Raw genomic sequence first — 23174 nt, forward strand, 5'->3', positions numbered from 1 at the left:
GGAGGGTGGGTCAGTCGGTGCGGCGGGTGGCGGCTATGGCCAGGTCGACGAGGGACTGGCGGGCCTCGGTGTCCAGGTCGACGGCGGTCAACGCGGCGAGTGCGGCGTCGGTGAGCGTGACGATGCGCTGCTCGGTACGAGCCAGTGCGCCGGTGCTGATGATCACGTCCCGTAGTCGGGCCACTCCGGCCGCGTCCAGGGCGGGATCGCCGAGCCCGGTGAGCACCACCTCCCGCCCGGCGTCGTCAGCCGCCTCCAGGGCCGCTGCCACCAGGTAGGTCCGCTTGCCCTCGCGTAGGTCGTCGCCGGCCGGCTTGCCGGTCTGGGCGGGATCGCCGAAGACTCCCAGCACGTCGTCGCGCAGTTGGAACGCCTCGCCCAACGGCAGCCCGTACGCCGAGTAGGCGACCCGTATGTCCGCGGGAGCGTCGGCCAGCGCCGCGCCGAGCAGCAGCGGTCGTTCGACTGTGTACTTCGCCGACTTGTAGCGGGCGATCTTGCTGGCCCGTTCCAGCGAGGCGTCCCCGGTGGCCTGGGTCACCACGTCGAGGTACTGCCCGACGGTGACCTCGGTGCGCATCTCGTCGAAGTCCGGCCGGGCCCGGGCGACGGTGCGGGGATCCAGCCCGGCGGAGTGCAGCAACTCGTCGGACCAGACCAGGCACAGGTCGCCCAGCAGGATCGCCGCCGCGTCGCCGAAGCCGTCCGGGTTGCCACCCCAACCGGCCGTACGGTGCCAGGCGGCGAATCGGCGGTGCATCGCCGGCTCTCCGCGCCGGGTGTCCGAACGGTCCATCAGGTCGTCGTGGATCAGGGCGCTGGCCTGGACGAACTCCAGTGCTGCGAGGGCGGTCACCACGGCGTCGGTGTCCACTCCGCCGGCACCCCGGTAGCCCCAGTAGCCGAAGGCGGGCCGCAGGCGCTTGCCCCCGCCGAGCACGAACGACTCGATCGCCTCGGCGACCGGAACCAGGGCGTCATCGAGGTCGGTCATCCACGATCGGCGACCGGCGAGGAAGTCGGACAGGGCCTGGTCCACCCGTTGGCGGAGGCCGGCCCGGTCGACAGGAGAGACAGGAGCAGCGTGGGTCACGTCCCGACGCTAATAGGTCAGGTCGTCGCGTGCTGACCCACCCACGTTCCGGCGCGTCGCGGTTCGCCCGACGATTCGCGTCGGTGGGCGTGCGGAGGTCGGTCGGCAACGGCCGACACGCCGATCACGGTCGCCCTTCGGACAGATCACGTCACCATCGGTGAGCACGGTCCGGCCGGCGGGCAGGCAGGTCGGCGCCGGGCCCGAGGAGTCGAGCGGCGGTCCGGTCGGCACGCCGAGGACGATTGCCAACCAGGCGTGCCAGTAGCGGCCGGGCGTGCGCCGCTGGCGTTCCCAGCGGGATATCTCGTGCCGACTCAGTGTCGGCACCCCGGCGGCGGCGCACAGTTCGGCGGCGAGCCGGGACTGGCTCCAGCCTCGGGCGAGGCGCAACCGGGTCAGCGGCGGCCCGGACAGCGAATCGGGCGGGTGCGGGGGCATCGGTCCTCCGGAGGTCGGCGCGCGCTGGTGGCCGGCCCGGAACCGGACCGCCCACCGGTGGATCGTGACCCCCGCGCGGCCCCCTGCGGTCCTCGACCGCCCGCGCTGAGTCATGGTTATCGCAGGGGTCCGACGTTTCCGTCCGCGAACGAAGCCCGGGACACCGACGTACGGCACAGGTGCGAGCGAGTCGTCGGGTCGAGAACGATGCGGACAGTGATCCCTGGCTGTGGGAAGAAGATGGGGATACGCGGCCGATCCGGCTAGAGTCGACGCGTGGCGCTCGGTCTACCGTCGATCCTCCCCAATCCGCAACCGGCGATCGGGGAGCTGGTCCGTGACCGCCAGCCGACCTTCTCCTTCGAGTTCATGCCGCCGAAGACGGAGCAGGGCGAGCGGCAGCTCTGGCAGGCCATCCGTGAGCTGGAGCCGTTGCAGCCGTCGTTCGTCTCGATCACCTACGGTGCCGGCGGAACCACGCGGGACACCACGGTCGCGGTCACCGAACGGGTGGCCACCGAGACCACCCTGCTGCCGATGGCCCACCTGACCGCGGTCAACCATTCGGTGGCCGAGTTGCGGCACGTGATCGGGCGGTTGGCCGGCGCCGGGGTGCGCAACGTGCTGGCGGTGCGGGGCGACCCGCCCGGTGATCCGACCGGCGAGTGGGTGCGGCACCCCGACGGCATCGACTACGCCGAGGATCTCGTTCGCCTGGTCCGCCGCTCGGGTGACTTCAGCGTCGGTGTGGCCGCCTTCCCGTACCGGCATCCGCGCTCGCCGGACATCGCCAGCGACACCGAGTATTTCGTCCGCAAATGCCGGGCCGGCGCCGAGTTCGCCATCACGCAGATGTTCTTCGACGCCGACGAGTACCTCCGCCTGCGTGACCGGGTGGCCGCCGCCGGCTGTGACACCCCGATCCTGGCCGGCGTGATGCCGGTGATCCGCATCGGCACCATCGAACGCTCCGTGCAGCTGTCCGGGGCACCCTTCCCACCGGCGCTGGCCGCCCGCTTCGAGCGGGTCGCCGACGACCCGGAGGCGGTCCGCCGGCTCGGCATCGAGCAGGCCAGCGAGATGTGTCAGCGGCTGCTCGACGAGGGTGTGCCGGGGATCCACTTCATCACCTTCAACCGGTCCACCGCGACCCGGGAGATCTGGCAGAACCTGCGGGTGGGCGCCTCGACGTGAGCGTGCCGGCGCGATACCTCAGCGCCGCCGTGACGGTTGAACCGTGGTGGGCAGACAGCTGAACTGGAACGAGTACGCCACCGCGTGGGCACGGTTGCACGGTGGGTTCGACCCTCGGGCGGCCACTCCGGTGGTACGCGCCTGGCTGCGCCTGTCGTACCATCTCGGGTTTCTGCTGGGCCGGCTGCGGGTCGGCCCGACCGCGGTGACGGCGGTCGGCGTGCTGCTCTGCCTCTGCGTACCCCTGTTCGCGGTCCGGGCGGGTGACGGCCCGTTCCTCGGTGCCCTGTTCGTGTTGCTCGCCTCGGTGGCCGACAGCGTCGACGGGGCGGTGGCGGTGGCCACCGGCCGCACGACGCGGCTCGGCTACGTCTACGACTCGCTTGCCGACCGGATCGGTGAGGTCGCCTGGCTGGTGGCGTTCTGGCTGGTGGGCGCGCCCGGCGCGCTGGTCGCCGCGGCCGGCGCGCTGTCCTGGTTGCACGAGTACGTCCGGGCCCGGGCGGTCGCCGCCGGGATGCGGGAGATCGGCGCGGTGACGGTGGGGGAGCGGCCCACCCGGGTCTGCGTGGCCCTGGTGGGACTGCTGCTGGCCGGTCTGACCGGTCTGATCCAGCCGGATCTGGCGGCCGGCACCATCACCATGGCGACCGCGGTGTGGGTGCTGCTGGCCGCCTTCGGGCTGGGGCAACTGCTCTCGGCCGTACGCCGGGCACTGATCGACGCAGGGTGATCGGCCCGCTGGACGGACGGCGGCTAATCTTGCCGAGTGACAACTGCAACGACGGGGGATCTTTCGGACGTCGCGCTGGTCCGGGCGGCGCAGGCCGGCGACGTCGGCTGCCTGGGGCTGCTGCTGGCGCGGCACACGGCGGCGATGCGCGCGGTGGCGTTGAGTGTCTGTGGTCACCGGCCGGAGGCCGAGGACGCGGTGCAGGAGGCGTCGCTCATCGCGCTGCGCCGCATCGGTGACCTGCGTGACCCGGCGGCCGTGGGGCCCTGGCTGCGGACGATCGTGCGTAATGTCGGCCGGCTCCAGTTCCGGGCACAGCGGGAGGTACCGGTCGATCAGCTGGAACTTGTCGCGTCCCCGGCCGTCGGGTCGGATCTCGAACGGATCGTGGAGCGGACCGCCCACGCCGACTGGCTCTGGACCGCCATGCACGAGCTGTCGCCCAATCTGCGGCTGGTCACGATGCTCCGCTACTTCACCGACGTCACCGCGTACGACCAGATCGCCGCGCTCTGCGGGGTGCCCATCGGTACGGTGCGCAGCCGGCTGCACCAGGCGCGGGCGAAGTTGACCGACGCGCTGCTGGCGACGGCCGACGCCGTACACGATGACGTGGCCGTGCTCACCCGGCGGCGTCGGGCCGAGGCGGAGGAGATGCTCTGGTCCGGACGGCACGGCAGCTTCGCGCGGACCCTTGCCGAGACCTGGAGCCCGGCGGTGCAGACGTGGTGGTCGGACGGTCGCCGCACCAACGGCATCGACCCGCTGGCCCGGACGATGTACGCCGACGTGCACGACGGGGTGGTCTACCGGCTTGCCAACATCGTGGCGGCACGGGACGTGGTGATCCTGGAAACCGATCTGATCAACCCGCCGGAGGACCCGTTCCACTGCCCACCGAGCGCGGTGTGGGTGCAGTCCCTGGAGGCGGACCGGGTGTCTCGGCTGCGGGTGTTCCACCCCGACCGGGCCAAGGTTCGGTGACCACGAGGGTGGCCGGATGCCCGGCCACCCTCGTGCTCCGGCGGGGCGTTACAGGCTGAACAACCGGTAGTGGTCGATGGTCTCGAAGCCCATCCGCCGGTAGACGGGTTCGCCTGCGGAACTGGCCTGCAGCGTGCCGACGCGCAGGCCACGCTCCCGCCCGGCCCGCAGCGCGGCGGCGGTGACGGCCGTGCCGATGCCCCGGCCCCGCTGCTCGGCGACGGTGCTGACGACATAGATCCCGGCCACCCCGTTGCTGATCAACGTGGCGGCCGTGCCGACCACCCGACCGTCGAGGCGGGCGACGAAGCGGAGCAGTTCGGCTCGGCCGGCCGGGCGGTCGATCTCCAGTTCGGTGACGGTGGCGACGGCGTCGTCCGGCACCCCCAGCGAGGGCCCGTACACCGCGACGAAGGCGGGGATCTCCGAATCGTCGATCTGGTCGACGACCAGGCCCGGCGGGCCGGGAAGCTCGGCCACCTGGTCCAGGTCGACGGCCATCACGGGCATCGTCGACACCTGCCTGCCGCCCTGCGCGGCCAGGGCGTCGGCGATGCCGGGATCACTGTCCGCGCCGACCCACCAGAGCCAGGGCGTACCGGCGAGCCGCCGGCCGGCCTGCGCCACGGTCTCGTCGATCGGCCGGTTGCGTACCCGCAGGACCCCGTTGAGCAGCGGGTGCGGCACGCCCGTGCGGAAGATGGGCAGGTCGTCGTCGGCCCCGTCCGGGCTGACCCAGCCGCACCAGTAGGCCCGGTTGTTGGCCAGTTGCGCCGGCAGGTCGTGGATCGAGGTGACGACGTCGTTCGTGGGCATCATGTCGACACGTTGTCCTCGGCCCGGCGGTAGTTCGACGCCCCGCCGGACTTCTGCTGTGGCGGCGCTCACCGATGCTTTGCGGCCTTCAACGATGCTGTTGCGGCGCTCACCGCCTGGTGCGCCTACCAGGCGGGGCCGACGGCGTCGGCGACGATCTGGGCGGACAGGGTCACCATCGGCAGGCCGCCGCCCGGATGGCTGGAGCCGCCGACCAGCCACAGGCCGCGAGCCGGCCCCCGGTTGGCCGGGCGCAGCAGACCACCGGCGGTGCCGTAGATGGTGCCGCCCGGGGCGCCGGTGGCGGTGGCCAGGTCGGCCGGGGTCCGGATGTCGCGGAACACCAGCCGGTCGCGGACGTCCACGCCGCGTTCGGCGAGCACGTCGAGGATCCGATCGGCGTACGCCTGCGCCAGCCCCGGCCGACGCCAGTCGACCGCACCCGGTGCGGTGCCCTGCCGGGCGGCGTTGACAAGCACGAACCACGCCTCGTGGCCGTCCGGGCGAACCGCCGGGTCGTCGGCCACCGTGACGAAGATCGTCGGGTCGGCGGCCGGCCGGGCCCGTACCCCCCGACCCGGGTCGCCGAAGACCGCGTCGAACTCGGCGTCGTAGTCGCGGGGGAAGAACACGTTGTGGTGGGCCAGCCCGCTGTCCCCGCGTACGCCGAGCAGCAGCACGAAACCGGCAAGGCTGCGGTCGGTGAGCCCGGCCAGCCGGCGCGCGTCGGGCAGCAGGTCACGGTAGACGGTGAGCGCGTCGACGTTTGCCACCACCACGTCGGCGGGGATCGGGGCGCGCTGGTCGGCGACGCGTACCCCGTGCACCCGACCGCCGGTGGCGTCGATCCGGGTGACAGTGGTGCCGGTGCGTACCACCACCCCCAGGTCCAGGCAGCGCGACAGCAGCGCGTCGGCGAGGGTGCCCAGCCCGCCGCGCAGGTACCAACCGCCGAAGGTCAACTCGGCGTAGGGGACCGCGACCAGGGCGGCCGGGGCGCGCCGCGGATCCGCGCCGGTGTATGTGGCGTACCGGTCCAGCAGCATCCGCAGCCGAGGATCGGACAGGTGGGACCGGCCCAGCCCACGCAGACTCTGCCCGGGGCGGATGGCGGCCAGGTCGCCCAGCCGCCAGGCCAGTCGGGCCAGGTCCCGGGGCGAGTCGACGCGGCGACGCAGGATGTCGTGTTCGCTGGCCCGCCACACCCGGGCCGCGCGCCGCCACAACCGTTGCCAGTCGGCGGCGGCCCGGTCACCGAGGGCCGCGCCGATGCGGGCGGTGAACTCCGCCGGGTCGGCGCAGGAGTCCAGCACCGCAGCACCCTCGTCGAAGACGTGCCGCACGATCGGGTCCAGCGGCACCAGGTCGAGATATTCGTCCAGCTTCGCCCCGGTCGCCTCGAACAGTTCGTGGAAGACCTCGGGGAGGGTGAGCAGGCTGGGCCCGGTGTCGAAGTGGAACGGACCCGCCTCGGTGTCGCGGGTGTGCCGCCCGAGCTTGCCGCCGACCGTGTCGGCCTGCTCCAGGACGGTCACCTGGTGCCCGGTGACGGCCAGCCGGGCGGCGGTGGCCAACCCGCCCACCCCGGCGCCGACGACCACGATCCGCGCCATGCCGCGTCCTCCTAGACCGTGTCGAAGTCCTCGCTCCGGCCCGCCGCAGGCGGATCTAGCCGACCGGACGGCCGCGCCAGGACAGGCGCCGCCGCTTGCGCAGATGGTACGACCGTACGGTCAGCCAGCCGAGGACCGCGACCGACACGGGGTGGCTCAGCGCGTCGGGCCAGGCCCGCCCGCCGGTGGCACGGGCGCTGACCACCCGTCCCACCACCCCCGTCAGGTACGTCAGGGCGGCCACCCCGGCCAGGACCGGCGCCCCGGCCAGCAGGGCGGCCACGGCGACCAGCGGCGGCGCGGTGTAGAGCAGGAGCAGCAGACCGACCACCAGCGCGGCGGCCAGCGGATGCCCGAACGTGGCCCACAGCGACTTGGTGTAGCCGTCGCGCAGCTGCGGCCAGGTGTCGTACATCCGGCAGGTGGCCAGCCGTGAGCCGTCGGCCAGGGCGATCCGGCCGCCGGCACGTTTCACCGCGCGGGCCAGTTCGATGTCCTCCAGCACCCGGTCGGCGACCGCCGCGTGCCCCCCGGCCCGCAGGTAGCCGGCCCGGTCGACGACCAGGAACTGCCCACCGGCTGCGGCCAGCGACGGCCGCCGTGAGCGTTCCATCGCCCGCAGCGGTAGGAAGGTCAGCCACAACCACTGCAACAACGGCTGCACCAACCGGTCGGCCACCGTCCGCACCACGATCCGCGGGTACGGCGACAGCAGCTCAGCCCCGGCGGCGCGCAGTTCGGTGACCGCCGCCGCCACGGCGTACGGGCCGAGCACCACGTCGGCGTCGACGAAGACCAGCGCGTCGGTCGATCCTTCGACGTGGCCGGCCAACTGCCAGCAGGCGTGTGGCTTGCCCAGCCAGCCCGGCGGCGGGGCGACCCCGGTGCGCAGGGTGACCCGGGGGTCGTCGCCGACCACCGCGCGGACCACCTCGGCGGTGCCGTCGGTGGAGCCGTCGTCGAGCACCACGATCCGCAGTCCCGGTACGCCGCGCTGGGCGAGCAGCGCCCGCAGGCACGGGGTGACCCGGTCGGCCTCGTCGCGCAGCGGCAGCAGCACACTCACCCGTTCGTCGGTCTGCACCGGACGGTCCGCCGGGCGGCGCAGCCACCGGCCGGCGTTGACCACGGTGTGCCCGGTCAACGCGACGACGACGAGCAGGACGACGAGCAGCCAGGTCATGCCGCGACGTCGGCCCTGGTGCGCTCCGCGCCGGCGTGGTCGTCGCCGGTCCGGCGGGCCCGCAGCAGCGTCACCGCCAGCGGCACCGCGATCACCGCCATGCCGAACCCGCCCCACAGCGCGGAGGCGGGCAGGTCCAGGAAGACCGCGTGGGCCAGCACACTGGAGGCGTACGTCCACAGGTAGAGCGCGTACATCGGCCGGTCGCGGGTGTCGGTGTCGGCCACGGCGGCACCGGCGAGCGGCCGCAGCGCGGTCATCACCAGCACGGCGAACAGCAGCCAGCCCAGGTAGTTGCTGACCGGGATGCCGGCCAGCCCGGGCAGTGCCGGGGTGGCGTCACGCCACACCCAGTGTCCCTCGGCGACCATCTGCGGGTCGAGGAAGAGGTCCCAGGTGGCCAGGCCGAGGGTGGCCAGCCCGATCCGCGCCGGCCACCGCCACCACCGGCGTGCCGTGCCGCCGCCGGTGAGCCGGGTCGCCACCAGCCAGGCCGGCCAGGTCATCCAGGTCCAGGCCAGCGGGATGATCAGCGGCACCCCGGCCAGTTTCGGGCCGAGTTGGCCGGAGTAGTCGTAGCTGCCGAACGGAAATCCGGTGGCCACCCCGAGGGCCTCGATGGCGAAACCACCGCCGCTGGCCAACGCGATCAGCGCGAACGCCGTACGCGGGCCCCGGCTGAGCAGGGCGTGGCCGACCGAGAGCAGGTAGCCGAGCACGACGGTGGCCACGGTCAGCCGGGCCCGGGTCGTCCCGCTGGTCAGCGGGTAGCAGATCTGCGCCAGCACCAGCAGGGCGAGCATCCCCCAGGCGTACGCCCGGGTCGCCGACCGGGCCGATGGTCCGCCGTTCATGATCGCGGCGGCTGCGTGGGCGCGGGTAGGGGCAGATCCCGGCCGAGCACCCCGAACGGACGTTCGTCGCCGGGGAAGTGGAAGTCGCGCAGCAGGTCGACGAAGCCGAACCGGCGGTACAACCGCCAGGCGCGAGAGGTCTGCTCGTCGGCCTCCGGGGTGGACAGCAGCGTGGTCGCGCCCTCGGCCATGGTGAGCAGCGCCCGCAGTTGCCCGGCACCCAGGCCGTGCCCCTGCGCCGGTGGGCGTACGTGCAACTCGACCACCTCGAAGCAGTCGGTCAGCCAGCGTCGTCGGGCGTCCGGGTCGAGTGCCCGCCAGACCTGGTCGTGCCACCACTGGCCGGGGCCGCCGAGGTAGCCGTAGCCGAACCCGGCCAGGTGCCCCTCGGCGGTCAGGCTGGCGACGGCCCGGAAGCCGGGACGGCGTACGTGGGTGGCGATGTAGCCACGGCGGGCCTCCAGCAGGTCGGCGCGGTAACCCATGGCCTCGCCGTAGACAGCCACCACGTCGTCCAGCCGCCGGAGGAGATCGTCCGGTGTCCACCGCACCAACCTCATGCCCGTCCACCCTTCGCCGGGTCGCCGTCGACCCACCCCAGTACCGTCCGGTCACCGATCACGTCACGCACCTCGAACCGGGTGAAGAGCTCCTCCGCGTACCACCGCGCGGTCTCCGTCCGGGCGATCGCGGCCCGGTGCTCCGGGTGACGGTACGCGAACCCCACCAGGTCTGTCGGATCACGCCACACACTCACCGTGCCCTGCCAACCCAACGGGGCCTCGCCGACGCCGAAGCGGGCCAGCAGGCCGGGCGCGGCGTGCAGGGCGGCGGCCACCGGCGGGATCGCCCGCCAGAAGGTGAGCGCTCGGGTCGGTCGCAGTCGGGCCCGGGTCAGGGCCAGCACCGGCCCGCTGACCCGGCCACCGGTCGGCTCGCCGAACGGCCGCCGGCCGGACCACTCACCCCGGCTGCTCAGTGGCCGCAGGTCGAGCCGGACGCCGGCCACGGCGATGCGGGACCAGGCCCGACCCACCGATGATTCGGCGAACCGGGTGGCCGCGACGGGGGAGTCCCACACCGTCAACGCCGCCCAGCGGGTCAGGTCGGCGTCACCCGGCCCGAAGCCGGTGCCGGTCCCGGTGCCGAGCAGCTTGCCGAACCGTACGCCGGGCAGGGCGCGCAACCGGCGCGGATCCCGCGCCATCCGGACCAGCGCCCGGCCCACGGCGGCCCGGGGAATCCGCCACACATGCAGGGTGACCAGCTCCGGAACGTGCTCTGGCTCGCTCACGCCGCCGCCTCGCTCACATCGCCGCCAGCGCGAGGCACCACGCTGCTGCGCTTGATGGTTCGCTCGCTTCGCTCGTTCACGCCACGTCGGTAGGGGTTCCGCCGGTGATCCGCAGCAGTTCGGCGTACGTGGTGGGAAAGACCGCCTGCGGTACGCCACCGGCGGCCCAGACCTCGTCGTACTTGTCCAGGGCGTTGTCCACCAGGGTGCGCAGCGGCTGCGGATGGCCCACCGGGGCGACCCCGCCGATCACCTGGCCGGTGTGTTCCTTGACGAACTGCGGGGTGGCCCGGCGCAGCCGGGTGATGCCGAGCCGGGCGGCCAGGCCGGTGGTGTCCACCCGGTGCGCGCCGGAGGTCAGCACCAGCAGCGGGGCCCCGTCGGCGTCGAAGACGAGCGAGTTGGCGATGGCCCCCACGTCGACGCCGAGCGCCTCGGCGGCGGCCGCGGCGGTGTGCACGGCGTCGGGCAACAGGCGGACCGTGGCCGGTGCGTCGGAACCGTTGCGCGCCTGTGCGGCGTCGAGCGCGTCCTGCACCGCCCGGACGTTCGGGTGTGACTGCATCCCGCCATTCTCCCCGGTGCCCGGCCGGGCGCTGCAGCCGGAGTCGGGTGGGTGGCCGTCGCTGACTCGCTCGTCTTCGAGGCCGTGGGGGCTGCCGGGCTCGGGGCGAGGCGGGCTCGGGGTGAGGCGGGCTCGGGGTGAGGCGGCGTCAGGGGCCGGGGAAATCGGTGACCGGAGGGTGCCGGCGCGCCACACGTTGCATTTTCGTCGGGGGGAGGGTGTACTGTCAGCAGCAGTTAGAACGAGTGTTCGATTGAGTCGAACGTTCGTTCCAACCCCCTCGGGGCGGGTGTTTCGCGGCATCCGGCTCCGAGAGAGGTGCGGTACCGCGGACCGCACCGGGCCCCGGGCAGTCGCGAGTCCGGACCCATCAGGCAGGAACGTCGCTCGCCGCCCACGACCCCCGGGCGGCGAGCGACGGACCCGCCGGTACGCCGGCCGGGTGTGGTGTGGGGAAGCTCCACACCCGGCCCGGCCACCCACCTGGTGCGTCTTCCTCCGCACCGCCCGCCGCGGGTGTCCCGCGCCGACGGATCTCCTCCGTCGTGCGACCGCCCGCCCCGGTCCGCCTGGAGGAGACATGCCGACCAGCCCGGCCCAGGTGCCGACGGTGCCCGCGCACGTGCTGCCGCACCGCACTCCCGCCCAACTGCTGGCGGTGGCGCGGCAAGGGCTCGCCGAAGCCGCTCGGACGAGTCCCGACGGCCTCCGGTACGCCACCGCCCACCTCGCGGCCCTGCGTGCCGCCGCTGCGGTGCTCGCCGCCCGCGCCCGTCCCGCGCCCACCCGCCGCAGCCGGATCACAAGTGTCTGGGTCCTGCTCGCCGGCGTCGCCCCCGAGTTGAACGAGTGGGCCAACTACTTCGCCGTCGCCGCCGGCAAGCGGGCCGCCGCCGAGGCCGGCATACCTCGGGTGGTCACCGCCCGGGAGGCCGACGACCTGCTCCGTGCCGCCGGGGAATTCGTCACGGTGGTCGAGTCCGCACTCGGCATGGCCCATCAGCCGGCGATCGAGGGACTCGTCGCCTGAGTCTCGGCGTCCGGTCACCACCGGCGGGACCCAGGGTGGCCGGGCGTCGTCCGGCAACGCCGACCCGACCATGCCGTGTCGGCACGTCCTCATCCGAAGCAACGACAGCACCATCCTCGGGCCGGTGCCCGGGGCGATCCGACGGGGGTAGATCCGATGGCGGGCCGCATGGTCGTCGGTTCTGCCGCGCTGGCCGCACTGGTGCGTCCGGCCAGCGCCCCCGATCCGGCGGGCGGCCACCGGATGCTGCCGGTACGGCCCGAGCTCAGTGGGTTGCTGCCCGGCCGAGGGTTGCGGCGCGGCAGCACCATCGCGGTCGGCGTCGGGCAGCACCGGCACAGCGGCACCACATCGCTGTTGCTCGCCCTGCTCGCCGAGGCGTCCCGCGCCGGCTCCTGGTGCGCGGTGGTCGGGATGCCGACCTTCGGGCCCGGCGCGGCGGCCGAGGCGGGAATCGCCCTGGATCGGCTCGCCCTGGTGCCGCAGCCCGGTCCGGAATGGCCGACCGTGGTCGCCGCGCTCATCGACGGGGTCGACGTGGTGGTCACCGCCGTGCCGGCCGCCGTCTCCGCCTCCGTCGCCGGCCGACTGGCCGCCCGGGCCCGGCAACGCGGCAGCGTGCTGGTGCCGTACGGCCGGTGGGACGGCGCGGATGTGACGCTCCAGGTGGTACGCGGGGTGTGGGAGGGGCTCGGGTCGGGGCGGGGGCGGCTGCGTCGCCGCGAGATGACCATCTCGGCGCGCGGCCGGGGTGCCGCCGCCCGCCCCAAGGAGCTCACGGTGTGGCTGCCCGGTGCCGAACTGACCCGGGTAATCCCCCGGTCGGCACCGGCCGGCCGGCCGGAGGCCGCGCTACGCGTGGTGGCATCGGCATGAGCGTCCACCCCCAGGCAAACCGTCAGCTCGGCGCGCATCAGTTCGGTGCGCGTCAGTTCGGTGTGCGTCAGAACGGTGCGCTCCGGGCCGGCCGCTGTGCAGTCGGCCGGTCGGCGGTCGGTGGGCCGACCGCTTGTGGATCAGCGGCCCGGGTCGGCTCGCCGGGTGGGCCGGGGACGGGTGGCGCCGACAGCGAGTGCCAGCAGGCCGATCCCGAAGGTGGAGATCGCGATCGGGTCGTACCGCACCTGATCGGCCAGGGCGAGCAGGTCGATCTGTGGGTTGGTGGTGGCCTGGCGAGCGATCGCGTGCAGGCCGAACGCCTCGGCGCCGTAGTACGGCAGCACCAGACCGGCGCCGACGGTGCTGGTGACGAAGGCGGCCACGAGGGTGCGGCCCGACCCGGTGCCGGCGACGGTCCGGGCGAGGACCAGCAGGCCGAGCGGCACCAGGATGAAGCCGATCATGGCGAAGGTGTGCGAGGGCACCCAGGTGCTGGCGGACATCGCGGCGAGGGCGCCGGCCGCGGTGGATTCGTCGTGCCAGGGGCGCAGGGCGGGATAGAGGACGAACATGACGGCCGCGGCGGCGAGGGCGGCGGCACCGGCTCGGATCCGGTTCATTGCGGACTCCTTGACGGCCATGCGGGTCGGATGAGGGGCAGGGGTGGCGGGAACCGCCGCAGTGCAACGTCGGCGGCCCGGCAGCACTTGGCTTACTGCTGTAGCCAAAAAGCTAATGCCATTAGCTTTCGGGGTCAAGTCGGCCTGGTGGTGAGCACGACCATCGCGAGGTACGGCCGATGACACGGACCTTGCTGCTCTGGTGCCCGGACTGGCCGGTGCTCGCCGCCGAGATAGCCGACGGGGTACCGGCCACCGGGCCGGTGGCGGTGCTGCACGCCAACCGGGTCCTCGCCTGCTCCGAACAGGCCAGGGCCGAGGGGGTACGCCGAGGGCTGCGCCGGCGGGAGGCACAGGGCCGCTGCCCGGGGCTGACCGTCGTCGACCACGATCCCGGGCGGGACGCACGGGCCTTCGAGCCGGTGGTGGCCGCGGTCGAGGAGGTGGCGGTCGGGGTCGAGGTGGTCCGCGCGGGCGCCTGCGCGTTGCCCGCCCGAGGGCCGAGCCGCTACCTCGGCGGTGAGGAGGCGGCAGCCGAACGGATCGTCGAGCACGTCGCGCAGAGTTGCGCGGTGGAGAGCCAGGTCGGTGTCGCCGACGGGGTCTTCGCCGCCGGGTTGGCCGCCCGACAGGGGCGGATCGTGCCGCCCGGCGAGACACCGGAGTTCCTGGCCGCCCAGCCCGTCGAGGCGCTCGGCCGGCCCACCCTGGCCGACCTGCTGCGCCGGCTCGGAGTGCGTACGCTCGGTGACTTCGCCGCGCTGTCCGCCGGTGACGTGTTGGCCCGGTTCGGCTTCGACGGGGCGCTGGCCCACCGGATGGCCGCCGGCCGGGACGACCGCCCCCTCGCGGTCCGGCGGCCCCCGGTCGACCTGACGGTCACCACCGACCTCGACGAGCCGATCGAGCGGGTCGACGTCGCGGCGTTCGCCGCCCGGACGCTGGCCGAACGGTTGCACGAGCGGCTCGCCGGGCACGGGCTGGCCTGCACCCGGCTCGGCATCGAGGCGGTCACTGCGCACGGCCAGGAGTTGCACCGGGTCTGGCGGCACGACGGTCTGCTGGACGCGGCGGCGATCGCCGACCGGGTCCGTTGGCAACTGGACGGCTGGCTCACCGGCGCCCGCCGGGGCGGCCCGGCCCGGCCCACCGCCGGGATCATCCGGCTGCGGTTGGTGCCGGACGGGCTGCTGGCCCAGGCCGGCCTGCAACCCGGGCTGTGGGGCGAGACCGGCGAGGAGCGCGAGCGGGCGCATCGGGCGCTGAGCCGGGTGCAGGGACTGCTCGGCCCCGAAGCGGTGGTCACCGCCGTGCTCGGTGGCGGGCGCTCTCCGGCCGACCAGGTACGGCTGGTCCCATGGGGCGACGAACGGCTACCCGCCCGTCCCGATGCCACCCCGCTGCCGTCCTGGCCGGGGCGGCTGCCGCCGCCCTCGCCGGCGGTGGTGCTGCCCACTGCGCTCGCCGTGCAGGTGTGGGATGCCGCTGGTGAGCCGGTGACGGTGAGTGCCCGGCTGGCGATGAGTGCCCCGCCGGCCCGGCTGAGCATCGATGCGACGGTGGAAGCCCTGGTCCCGGTCGGCGTGGGCAGGGCAGCCGAGATCGTCGGCTGGGCCGGTCCGTGGCCGGTCGACGAGCGATGGTGGGCCCCGGCCGAGGCCCGTCGCCGAGCCCGCTTCCAGGTCTGCCTGGCCGACGGCACCGCACTGCTGCTCGCCGTCGAGCGCGGCCGATGGCTGCTGGAGGCGATCTATGACTGACGTGAATCTTGGTACGAAACAGCCCTCCTGGGGGCCGGAACGTACCAAGATCGTGGCGGCGAGGTGGGGACGATGAGTTTCCACAATCCACGGCTGCCGTGGTCGGAGTTGGAGCGGGTGCTTTCCGGTCGGCCGGGGAGCGGGAACGGGCAGGGCGGCGGGGGTAGGAGCGGCGGGGGCAGGAGCGGTGAGGGCCGGAGCGGCGGGGGCAGGAAGGGCAGCGGGAAGGGGGAAGGCGGTGGGGAGCGGCATCTGCATGTGGTGGATCCGCTCGCCGTCGACGCCGACGGGGGTGACTCGCCGGCCTGGAGCCGGCGGCGGGAGCACTACCTGCCACCGGAGCTGACCCGGCCCGACGATGTGCTGCCGTACGCGGAACTGCACGCGCACACCAACTTCAGCTTCCTCGACGGCGCCAGCCACCCGGAGGAACTGGTCGAGGAGGCCACCCGGCTGGGGCTCACCGCGCTCGCCGTCACCGACCACGACGGCTTCTACGGCGTGGTGCGCTTCGCCGAGGCGGCCCGCGCGCTGCACCTGCCGACGATCTTCGGGGCGGAGCTGACCCTGGGCCTGCCCGGCCCGCAGAACGGGGTACCCGACCCGCACGGCAAGCACCTGCTGGTGCTGGCCCACGGTCACGAGGGGTACGCCCGGCTGGCCACCGTCATCGCCCGCGCCCACCTGCGGGGCGGGGAGAAGGGTCGCCCGGTCTACGGGGAGTTGGAGGAGATCGCCGCCGACCTGCGCGACCACGTGCTGGTGCTGACCGGCTGCCGCAAGGGGCACGTGCCGGCCGCCCTGCTCACCGAGGGGGTCGAGGCGGCGGCCCGCGAGCTGGACCGGCTCACCGCCCTGTTCGGGGCGGAGACGGTGGCGGTGGAACTGACCGACCACGGGCACCCGGTCGACGAGGACCGCAACGACGCCCTGGCCGAGCTGGCCACCGCCGCCGGGCTGCCCACAGTGGCCACCGGCAACGTGCACTACGCCACGCCGGGGCGACGTCGACTGGCCACCACCCTGGCCGCCGTACGGGCCCGGCGCAGCTTGGACGAGATGGACGGCTGGCTGCCCGCCGCCGGCACCGCCCACCTGCGCTCCGGTGCCGAGATGGCGGCCCGGTTCGCCGCGTACCCGGGTGCGGTGGCCCGGGCCGCCGAGTTCGGCGCGGAACTCGCCTTCGACCTGCAACTCGTCGCACCGCAACTGCCGGCGTACCCGGTGCCGTCGGGGCACACCGAGATGAGCTGGTTGCGGCAGCTCACCGAGGCCGGCGCGCGGGAACGCTACGGCCCCCGCGAGGCCCACCCGCAGGCGTACGCGCAGCTCGACCACGAGCTGAACATGATCGAGGCGCTGGGCTTCCCGGGCTACTTCCTGGTGGTCTACGACATCGTCGAGTTCTGCCGCCGGGCCGACATCTACTGCCAGGGCCGGGGCTCGGCGGCCAACTCGGCGGTCTGCTACGCCCTGCGGATCACCAATGTGGACGCGGTCCGGCACCGGCTGCTGTTCGAACGCTTCCTGGCCCCCGAACGCGACGGCCCGCCCGACATCGACGTGGACATCGAGTCCGACCGCCGGGAGGAGGTCATCCAGCACGTCTACGCCCGGTACGGCCGGGAGCACACCGCCCAGGTGGCGAACGTGATCTCGTACCGGCCCCGGTCGGCGGTGCGGGACGTGGCCAAGGCGTTCGGTTTCTCCCCCGGTCAGCAGGACGCCTGGAGCAAGCAGATCGACCGCTGGGGTGACGTGGCGGCGGTGGACGTGCCGGAGATCCCCGAGCAGGTGGTCGCGTACGCCAACGAGGTGCAGACTTTCCCCCGGCACCTGGGCATCCACTCCGGCGGCATGGTGATCTGCGACCGGCCGGTGATCGAGGTGTGTCCGGTGGAGTGGGGCCGGATGCCCGGCCGCAGCGTGCTCCAGTGGGACAAGGACGACTGCGCCGCCGTCGGCCTGGTCAAGTTCGACCTGCTCGGCCTGGGCATGCTCTCGGCGCTGCACTACGGCTACGACATGATCGGGATGAGCCTGGATCTGGGCGACATGACGCTCGACGACCCCGAGGTCTACGACATGCTCTGCCGGGCCGACTCGGTCGGGGTGTTCCAGGTGGAGAGCCGGGCCCAGATGGCCACCCTGCCCCGGCTCAAACCCCGGACGTTCTACGACCTGGTGGTGGAGGTGGCGCTGATCCGGCCCGGCCCGATCCAGGGCGGCTCGGTGCACCCGTACATCCGGCGCAAGAACGGGCAGGAGCCGGTGACGTACGCCCATCCGCTGATGCGCAACGCCCTGGAGAAGACCCTCGGCGTACCGCTGTTCCAGGAGCAGTTGATGCAGCTCGCCATCGACCTGGCCGGCTTCGACGCGGCCGAGGCCGATCAGCTGCGTCGGGCGATGGGAGCCAAACGTTCGGTGGAGCGGATGGCGCGCATCGCCGACCGGCTCTACACCGGCATGGCGCAGCGGGGCATCACCGGTGAGTTGGCCGACGACGTCTACCGCAAGCTCACCGCGTTCGCCAGCTACGGCTTCCCGGAGAGCCACGCGATGAGCTTCGCCTACCTGGTGTACGCCAGCTCCTGGCTCAAGCGTTACCACCCGGGTCCGTTCCTGGCCGCGCTGCTCAGCGCCCAACCGATGGGCTTCTACTCGCCGCAGACCCTTGTCGACGACGCCCGCCGGCACGGGGTGGAGGTCCGTCGACCGGACGTCAACGCCAGCGGTGTGAAACCGGTGCTGGAGTCCACAGCGGACACCCGGTGGGGCAGCCAGCCGGGGGAGCCGCCGCACGCCTGGGGGCTGGGCGGGCCGGCCGTACGGCTGGGACTGTCGGGTGTGCGTACCCTCGGCGAGCCGGTGGCGCAGCGGATCGTGGCGGAGCGGACGGCGCACGGGCCGTACCGGGACATGCCGGATCTGGCCCGGCGGGTCGGTCTGACCGCTGCCCACCTGGAGGCCCTGGCCACCGCGGACGCCTTCGCCTGTTTCGGACTGAGCCGGCGGCAGGCGTTGTGGGCGGCGGGCGCGGCGGCGCAGGACCGACCGGACCGGCTGCCCGGCACGGTGACCGGCGCGGCCGCGCCGACCCTGCCCGGAATGGAGGCGGTGGACCGGCTGGTGGCCGACGTGTGGGCCACCGGGTTGTCCCCGGAGAATCATCCGGCCCGCTTCATCCGCCCGCAGTTGGAGGCGATGGGTGCGGTGCCGATCGACCGGCTGGGCCGGGTGGAACCGGGTCGGCGGATCCGGGTCGGCGGGATCGTCACCCACCGGCAGCGGCCGGCGACCGCGGGCGGGGTCACCTTCCTCAACCTGGAGGACGAGACCGGGATGCTCAACGTGACCTGCTCACCGGGGTTGTGGCAGCGCCAGCGGCGGGTGGCCCGGACCAGCGCGGCGCTTGTGGTGCGGGGAAGGTTGCAACGGCACGAGGGGGTGACAAACCTGATCGCCGACCGGTTGGAGGCCATCGAGCCGCCGGTCCGGCCGGCCTCCCGCGATTTCCGCTGACGACGATGGACAGCGCCGCTGCGGCGTACCCGACCGGTGTGACCGGGGCCGATGCCCGGTGGACTCAACCTCGGCTGCAGGGCCGGCGGGGCAGGCCCTAGGCTCGACCGGGTGGAACAGACCCCAGGCGCGGCCGGGCCGCCGTTGACCCCCCGTACCGCCGTGGTCTGGTCGGTGCTGCGCGCCGAGCTGGACCGTCGGCCCTCCGCCGAACTGACCGTGCTGGACGTGGGTGGCGGCACGGGCGGCTTCGCCGTGCCGCTGGCCCAGGCCGGACACCAGGTCACCGTGGTCGACGCCAGTCCGGACGCGCTCGCCGCGCTCAGCCGGCGGGCCGCCGAGGCCGGGGTGGCCGACCGGGTACGCGCGGTGCAGGGTGACGGTGACGCGCTCGCCGGGCTGGTCGAGCCGGACAGCGTCGACCTGGTGCTCTGTCATGCCGTACTGGAGGTGGTCGACGAGCCGGCGTCGGTGGTGGCCGCGCTGGCCACCGCACTGCGTCCCGGCGGCGCGGTGAGCGTGCTGGTCGCCGGCCGGTCGGCGGCGGTGCTCGGCCGGGCCATGAACGGGCACCTCGACGTGGCCGCCACGCTGGCCACCGACCCCGCCGGCACCGCCGGGCCCCGGGACACGTTGCGCCGCCGCTTCGACGCCGAGGGCGCCGCCGCGCTGCTGACCGCCGCCGGCCTCACCGTCGAGGAGATCCACGGCGTACGCGTCCTCGCCGACCTGCTGCCCGCGGCCGTGGCGGACGGCCAACAGGGTGCCCTTGTCGAGTTGGAGCGGGCGCTGGCCGCCCGCCCGCCCTGGCGGGACCTCGCCGTGCAACTGCACCTGTTCGCCCGCCGCCCGGCATGACCGACCCCACCGCAACGCCCGACGGCACCGCCGTGCCGCCTCCGGGAGGCAGCGAACGCGTGCAGGGCTCTCTCCTCGCACCGGTGACGCCGGAGTACGGCGGGAGAAGCCTGGCGGACGTGTTGCCCAGCGCGCTGGCGGTGCTCGGGGTGCCCGGCGGCGCCGACCTGCTCGGGCTCGCCGACGAACTGGCCGGGGTACGCCGCATCGCGGTGCTGCTTGTCGACGGGCTCGGCTGGCACCAGCTCCCGATCGCCGCGCCGTACGCGCCGACCCTGGCCGGGCTGACCGCCACCACGGGACGACCGCTCACCTGCGGATTCCCCTCCACCACCCCGACCAGCCTGGTCACCCTGGGCACCGGTACGGCCTCCGGCGCGCACGGAGTGCTCGGTTTCACCCTGCGGGTGCCGGGCACCGACCGGGTGCTCAACCACATCGAGTGGACCGACGACCCGCCACCGATGCGCTGGCAGCCGGTCACCACCGCGCTGCAACGCGCCCGGGCCGCCGGTGTCGCGGTGACAGTGGTCAGTCGGCCGGAGTTCGGTGGCAGCGGCCTGACCGTGGCCGCCAACCGGGGAGGCGACTACCGGGGCGCCGCCGGGGTCGACGCGCTGGCCGCCACGATGCTGGCCGCCCTGACCGCCGGGACCGGACCCACCCTGGTCTCCGGCTATCACCCGGACGTCGACCGGCACGGCCATCTCAGCGGCGTCGACTCGGTGCCCTGGCGTACCGCCGTCACCGACCTCGACGCGCTGTTGGCCCGGCTGGTGGACGGATTGCCGTCGGACGCGGCGCTGCTGGTCACCGCCGACCACGGGCAGTTGAACGTACCGGCCGAGCACCGGTTCGACCTGGACACCGACCCCCGGTTGACCGCCGGGTTGCAGGTGGTCGCGGGGGAACCCCGGGTGCGTTACCTGCACGTCGTCCCGGGGGCCACCGAAGACGTACGGGCCGCCTGGTCGCAGGTGCTGGGCCCGGCCGCCCGGGTGCTGACCCGCGACGAGGCGGTGGCCACCGGCTGGTTCGGACCGGTACCCGAGGAGCACCTGCGCCGCATCGGCGACGTGGTGGTGGTCTGCAACGACACGTACGCCGTGCTGGCCAGCCGGTCGGAGAGCCCGATGCTGTCCCGGCTTGTGGGTTTCCACGGCGCGGACACGGCGGCCGAGATGACCATTCCACTGCTTGTCGTACGGGGCTGACCGGCCTGGATGTCGGTGCCGGGGATGCCGGTGCCGGGGGCTGACCGGCCTGGATGTCGGTGCCGGGGGCTAACCTGCCCAGGTGGGCCGCAGCCAGTCGTTACCCCGGGGCGGTGATCCCCGCTTCGGGCCGGACGCCGACGACACCGGCTGCCCGATCCTGCACGTCGACATGGACGCCTTCTACGCCTCGGTGGAGGTGCGGCACCGGCCGGAGTTGCGCGGCCGGGCCGTCGTGGTCGGCGGAGTCGGCCCGCGCGGGGTGGTCAGCTCCGCCAGCTACGAGGCCCGACGGTACGGCGTACGCAGCGCGATGCCCACGATGCGGGCCCGCGCCCTCTGCCCGCACGCGATCTTCCTGCCGCCGGATTTCACCCGCTACACGGCCGCCTCCCGAGCGGTCATGCAGATCTTCCGGGACGTCACCCCGCTGGTCGAGCCGCTCTCGCTGGACGAGGCGTTCCTCGACGTCGCGGGGGCCCGGCGGCTGTTCGGCTCGCCGGCGACGATCGGCCGCCGCATCCGTGAACGGGTCGAGGCCGAACAGGGCTTGACCTGTTCGGTGGGGGTGGGGCCGAGCAAGTTCGTCGCCAAGCTCGGCTCGACCCGCGCCAAACCCGACGGGCTGCTCGTCGTCCCGGCCGCCCAGGTGCTCGACTTCCTCCACCCGTTGCCGGTGTCGGCGTTGTGGGGGGTGGGGGAGCGTTCCGCCGAGGCGCTGCTGCGGCTCGGTCTGCGTACCGTCGGTGACCTGGCTCAGGCACCGATCGGCATGCTGCGCACCGCGCTGGGGCAGGCCGCCGCCGCGCACCTGCACGAGCTGGCCTGGGGGCGGGATCCGCGCCGGGTAAGCCCCGAGCAGGTGGAAAAGTCGATCGGGGCGGAAGTCACCTTCGACGTCGACGTCGACGACCCGGAACACCTCCGCCGGACATTCCTCGCGTTGGCCGAGAAGGTCGGTGCCCGACTGCGCGATGCCGAACAGGTCGGGCGGACCGTGTCGATTAAGGTGCGGATGTCGGACTTCCGCACCATCAGTCGATCGCGCACTCTGGAAGTTCCCACCGACGTCGCTCGGGAGATCTTCGACATAGCGTGGTCCTTGTTCGCCGCCCTGCCCTCCGGCGAGCGAATCCGTCTCGTCGGCGTACGAGCGGAAGGACTGCACCGGGCGGACGCCACACCCCGGCAGCTCACCCTTGGTGAACCGGAGCGCGGATGGCGGGAGGCGGAGGTCGCCGCCGACGCGGCGGCTGCCCGATTCGGGCGGTCCGTCATAGGCCCGGCGAGTCTTCTCAGCGGCCGAGATACGCGACGAAAGGAAAATCCGACGCGGCCATAGGTCGTCCCGCTTTCCGACGCGCGAGCCCCCTCGTAGACTTGCGGGTAAGCAGCCGGTTGGCTGCCACGGTCTGTCGGCCCGACCGGACCGACCAACGTGACCGGGGAGGAGTGCCGTGCCGCTCTCGGAGCACGAGCAGCGGCTGTTCGAGCAGATCGAGCGGTCGCTTGCCGAGGACCCCAAATTCGCCTCGGCCGTGCGCGCCAGCGATCCGCGCTTCCACGCGCGGCGTCGCCTGCTCGTCGCTGCCGGCCTGATCATCGCCGGCTTGGCGTTGTTGGTATATGGCGCGGTGATCAAAACTCCGCCGCTGGCAGTGGCGGGATTCGTTGTCATGCTGGCCTCGGCCGCGTTCGCCGTGCAGTCGCACCGTCGAGCGCAGTCGCCGGACCTGCACGTCGTCGGGGGCACGGCGAGTCGTCGCCGATCCCGCGGTCGTGCCGGCCGGAGGCCAGGCTTCATCGACCGGATGGAGGACCGGTGGCGGCAGCGCCCGGAGGGGCACCGCTGACCCGGTGATCCGGCCCGTGCAGCCTTAGGCGGCGGATCGCGTCACCGGGCCCACCCCGGGGCGCACACCTGGCTCGATCGACCCCCGGTCGATCGAGCCATCGGCCTGCCCCACCCCCTTGACGGCACCCTTCACCCCGCACGCCCCACCCACCCCACCTCGCGCGTCACCCACAGCCCTTGGCCGCGCTCCCCGGCCCCCCAGCATCCGATCCCGCCTGACCCTGCGCCCTCGCGTACCGCTGAGCCCTGCCCCGCGTCCCCGCGTTCGCCCCGCGTCCGCGTTCGCCTCGCGCTCGCCCGGCGTCCCCGCGATCTTGCACTTTCGGTCGGGACTTACTGGAGCAAGGCGGGCATTTTGGCGACCGAAACTGCAAGATCGCGGGCGCAGGATCCCGTGCGGGCACGTCGCGCTCTGCGCCCGCCCGGTCGTACCCCGCCCCGTGTCGCGTCCTGCGTCCTGTCCCGTCACTTCCCGCCCTGCGTTGCGTCGGGTCCCGTCCCGCGATCTTGCACTTTTGGTCGGGACTTATTACAGCGAAACGGGCGTTCAGGCGACCGAAACTGCAAGATCGCGGGGGCGCAGGGCGCAGGGCGCAGGGCGCAGGGGCCCAGGGGCGCAGGGCCCAGGGGCCCAGGGCGCGGGGCGTGGGGGGCGGGCGTGGG

21 protein-coding genes are annotated in these 23174 nt (G+C 73.5%); 11 read left to right on the forward strand and 10 right to left on the reverse strand.

What is annotated here, in order from left to right:
- Positions 1 to 10: 10 nt before the first annotated feature.
- Together C1A38_RS26530 and C1A38_RS31000 are read right to left on the reverse strand one after the other, a co-directional pair.
- Positions 11 to 1093, reverse strand: a complete 1083-nt coding sequence (locus C1A38_RS26530; RefSeq protein ID WP_102660442.1) for a polyprenyl synthetase family protein — start codon at positions 1091 to 1093, stop codon at positions 11 to 13.
- A gap of 9 nt (positions 1094 to 1102) precedes the next feature.
- Positions 1103 to 1534, reverse strand: coding sequence for a helix-turn-helix transcriptional regulator (locus tag C1A38_RS31000; RefSeq protein ID WP_146017636.1), 432 nt, complete (start codon positions 1532 to 1534; stop codon positions 1103 to 1105).
- Between the two features lie 276 nt (positions 1535 to 1810).
- Here C1A38_RS31000 and metF point away from each other — a divergent pair, with 276 nt between their 5' ends.
- The 3 genes from metF to C1A38_RS26550 are packed head-to-tail and all read left to right on the forward strand — an operon-like array spanning position 1811 to position 4445.
- Positions 1811 to 2728: a methylenetetrahydrofolate reductase [NAD(P)H] gene (gene metF, locus C1A38_RS26540; RefSeq protein WP_013735117.1), complete on the forward strand. Its 918-nt coding sequence runs from the start codon at positions 1811 to 1813 to the stop codon at positions 2726 to 2728.
- Between the two features lie 43 nt (positions 2729 to 2771).
- The gene (locus C1A38_RS26545) at positions 2772 to 3461 is read left to right on the forward strand and encodes a CDP-alcohol phosphatidyltransferase family protein (RefSeq protein ID WP_102660443.1); all 690 of its coding nucleotides are present in this window, start codon (positions 2772 to 2774) and stop codon (positions 3459 to 3461) included.
- A gap of 36 nt (positions 3462 to 3497) precedes the next feature.
- The gene (locus C1A38_RS26550) at positions 3498 to 4445 is read left to right on the forward strand and encodes an RNA polymerase sigma factor (protein ID WP_102660444.1); all 948 of its coding nucleotides are present in this window, start codon (positions 3498 to 3500) and stop codon (positions 4443 to 4445) included.
- Between the two features lie 48 nt (positions 4446 to 4493).
- Here C1A38_RS26550 and C1A38_RS26555 read toward each other — a convergent pair whose 3' ends face one another.
- From C1A38_RS26555 to C1A38_RS26585, 7 genes are all read right to left on the reverse strand, one after another.
- On the reverse strand, positions 4494 to 5264 hold the full coding sequence (locus C1A38_RS26555; RefSeq protein ID WP_102660445.1) for a GNAT family N-acetyltransferase: 771 nt from the start codon (positions 5262 to 5264) through the stop codon (positions 4494 to 4496).
- Positions 5265 to 5386: 122 nt separating this feature from the next.
- Positions 5387 to 6874, reverse strand: coding sequence for a phytoene desaturase family protein (locus tag C1A38_RS26560; protein ID WP_102660446.1), 1488 nt, complete (start codon positions 6872 to 6874; stop codon positions 5387 to 5389).
- 55 nt (positions 6875 to 6929) lie between these two features.
- The gene (locus C1A38_RS26565; protein WP_102660447.1) at positions 6930 to 8057 is read right to left on the reverse strand and encodes a glycosyltransferase family 2 protein; all 1128 of its coding nucleotides are present in this window, start codon (positions 8055 to 8057) and stop codon (positions 6930 to 6932) included.
- Positions 8054 to 8911, reverse strand: a complete 858-nt coding sequence (locus tag C1A38_RS26570) for a carotenoid biosynthesis protein (RefSeq protein WP_102660448.1) — start codon at positions 8909 to 8911, stop codon at positions 8054 to 8056. Before C1A38_RS26570 ends, C1A38_RS26565 begins: the two co-directional genes overlap by 4 nt.
- Positions 8908 to 9471 carry a GNAT family N-acetyltransferase gene (locus tag C1A38_RS26575; protein ID WP_102660449.1) on the reverse strand — a complete coding sequence of 188 codons (564 nt, stop codon included), beginning with the start codon at positions 9469 to 9471 and terminating at the stop codon, positions 8908 to 8910. The genes C1A38_RS26570 and C1A38_RS26575 overlap by 4 nt, the downstream gene beginning before the upstream one ends.
- Complete coding sequence (locus tag C1A38_RS26580; RefSeq protein WP_102660450.1) at positions 9468 to 10205, reverse strand: monooxygenase; 738 nt, start codon at positions 10203 to 10205, stop codon at positions 9468 to 9470. Before C1A38_RS26580 ends, C1A38_RS26575 begins: the two co-directional genes overlap by 4 nt.
- Before the next feature lie 76 nt (positions 10206 to 10281).
- Entirely contained in the window at positions 10282 to 10770 is a 489-nt protein-coding gene (locus tag C1A38_RS26585; protein WP_102660451.1) for a YbaK/EbsC family protein, read from the reverse strand.
- A gap of 580 nt (positions 10771 to 11350) precedes the next feature.
- Here C1A38_RS26585 and C1A38_RS26590 point away from each other — a divergent pair.
- Positions 11351 to 11800 carry an SAV_6107 family HEPN domain-containing protein gene (locus C1A38_RS26590; protein ID WP_102660452.1) on the forward strand — a complete coding sequence of 150 codons (450 nt, stop codon included), beginning with the start codon at positions 11351 to 11353 and terminating at the stop codon, positions 11798 to 11800.
- A 156-nt stretch (positions 11801 to 11956) separates the two neighbouring features.
- A complete protein-coding gene (gene imuA', locus C1A38_RS26595) occupies positions 11957 to 12676 on the forward strand; it encodes a DnaE2-dependent mutagenesis accessory factor ImuA' (RefSeq protein WP_102660453.1) in 720 nt (239 codons plus the stop codon).
- Positions 12677 to 12816: 140 nt separating this feature from the next.
- On the opposite strand, the gene C1A38_RS26600 is transcribed toward imuA', so the two are convergent.
- Positions 12817 to 13299 carry a hypothetical protein gene (locus C1A38_RS26600; RefSeq protein ID WP_146017637.1) on the reverse strand — a complete coding sequence of 161 codons (483 nt, stop codon included), beginning with the start codon at positions 13297 to 13299 and terminating at the stop codon, positions 12817 to 12819.
- 179 nt (positions 13300 to 13478) lie between these two features.
- Between C1A38_RS26600 and C1A38_RS26605 the strand changes: the two genes are divergently transcribed.
- The 6 genes from C1A38_RS26605 (at position 13479) to C1A38_RS26630 (ending at position 22509) form a co-directional block, all read left to right on the forward strand.
- Positions 13479 to 15059, forward strand: a complete 1581-nt coding sequence (locus tag C1A38_RS26605) for a DNA polymerase Y family protein (protein WP_102660455.1) — start codon at positions 13479 to 13481, stop codon at positions 15057 to 15059.
- Between the two features lie 72 nt (positions 15060 to 15131).
- Positions 15132 to 18584 carry an error-prone DNA polymerase gene (locus C1A38_RS26610; protein WP_102660456.1) on the forward strand — a complete coding sequence of 1151 codons (3453 nt, stop codon included), beginning with the start codon at positions 15132 to 15134 and terminating at the stop codon, positions 18582 to 18584.
- A 51-nt stretch (positions 18585 to 18635) separates the two neighbouring features.
- A complete protein-coding gene (locus C1A38_RS26615; RefSeq protein ID WP_102660457.1) occupies positions 18636 to 19442 on the forward strand; it encodes a methyltransferase domain-containing protein in 807 nt (268 codons plus the stop codon).
- A complete protein-coding gene (locus C1A38_RS26620) occupies positions 19439 to 20656 on the forward strand; it encodes an alkaline phosphatase family protein (protein WP_102660458.1) in 1218 nt (405 codons plus the stop codon). Before C1A38_RS26615 ends, C1A38_RS26620 begins: the two co-directional genes overlap by 4 nt.
- An 82-nt stretch (positions 20657 to 20738) precedes the next feature.
- Positions 20739 to 21998, forward strand: a complete 1260-nt coding sequence (locus tag C1A38_RS26625) for a DNA polymerase IV (protein ID WP_102660459.1) — start codon at positions 20739 to 20741, stop codon at positions 21996 to 21998.
- A gap of 115 nt (positions 21999 to 22113) precedes the next feature.
- Complete coding sequence (locus tag C1A38_RS26630; protein ID WP_102660460.1) at positions 22114 to 22509, forward strand: SCO2097 family morphological protein; 396 nt, start codon at positions 22114 to 22116, stop codon at positions 22507 to 22509.
- The last annotated feature ends 665 nt before the right edge of the window (positions 22510 to 23174 follow it).

The sequence above is a fragment of the Verrucosispora sp. ts21 genome, from assembly GCF_002879555.1.
Classification (GTDB): Bacteria; Actinomycetota; Actinomycetes; order Mycobacteriales; family Micromonosporaceae; genus Micromonospora; species Micromonospora gifhornensis.

Bases quoted from the DNA above. Each gene is read 5' to 3' on its own strand.
- C1A38_RS26565 (WP_102660447.1), bottom strand. From the start codon at position 8,057: ATGACCTGGCTGCTCGTCGTCCTGCTCGTCGTCGTCGCGTTGACCGGG.
- C1A38_RS26590 (WP_102660452.1), top strand. From the start codon at position 11,351: ATGCCGACCAGCCCGGCCCAGGTGCCGACGGTGCCCGCGCACGTGCTG.
- C1A38_RS26615 (WP_102660457.1), top strand. From the start codon at position 18,636: ATGCCCGGTGGACTCAACCTCGGCTGCAGGGCCGGCGGGGCAGGCCCT.
- C1A38_RS26560 (WP_102660446.1), bottom strand. From the start codon at position 6,874: ATGGCGCGGATCGTGGTCGTCGGCGCCGGGGTGGGCGGGTTGGCCACC.
- C1A38_RS26555 (WP_102660445.1), bottom strand. From the start codon at position 5,264: ATGATGCCCACGAACGACGTCGTCACCTCGATCCACGACCTGCCGGCG.
- C1A38_RS26610 (WP_102660456.1), top strand. From the start codon at position 15,132: ATGAGTTTCCACAATCCACGGCTGCCGTGGTCGGAGTTGGAGCGGGTG.
- C1A38_RS26575 (WP_102660449.1), bottom strand. From the start codon at position 9,471: ATGAGGTTGGTGCGGTGGACACCGGACGATCTCCTCCGGCGGCTGGAC.
- C1A38_RS26600 (WP_146017637.1), bottom strand. From the start codon at position 13,299: ATGAACCGGATCCGAGCCGGTGCCGCCGCCCTCGCCGCCGCGGCCGTC.
- C1A38_RS26585 (WP_102660451.1), bottom strand. From the start codon at position 10,770: ATGCAGTCACACCCGAACGTCCGGGCGGTGCAGGACGCGCTCGACGCC.
- imuA' (WP_102660453.1), top strand. From the start codon at position 11,957: ATGGCGGGCCGCATGGTCGTCGGTTCTGCCGCGCTGGCCGCACTGGTG.
- C1A38_RS26570 (WP_102660448.1), bottom strand. From the start codon at position 8,911: ATGAACGGCGGACCATCGGCCCGGTCGGCGACCCGGGCGTACGCCTGG.
- C1A38_RS26620 (WP_102660458.1), top strand. From the start codon at position 19,439: ATGACCGACCCCACCGCAACGCCCGACGGCACCGCCGTGCCGCCTCCG.
- C1A38_RS26605 (WP_102660455.1), top strand. From the start codon at position 13,479: ATGACACGGACCTTGCTGCTCTGGTGCCCGGACTGGCCGGTGCTCGCC.
- C1A38_RS31000 (WP_146017636.1), bottom strand. From the start codon at position 1,534: ATGCCCCCGCACCCGCCCGATTCGCTGTCCGGGCCGCCGCTGACCCGG.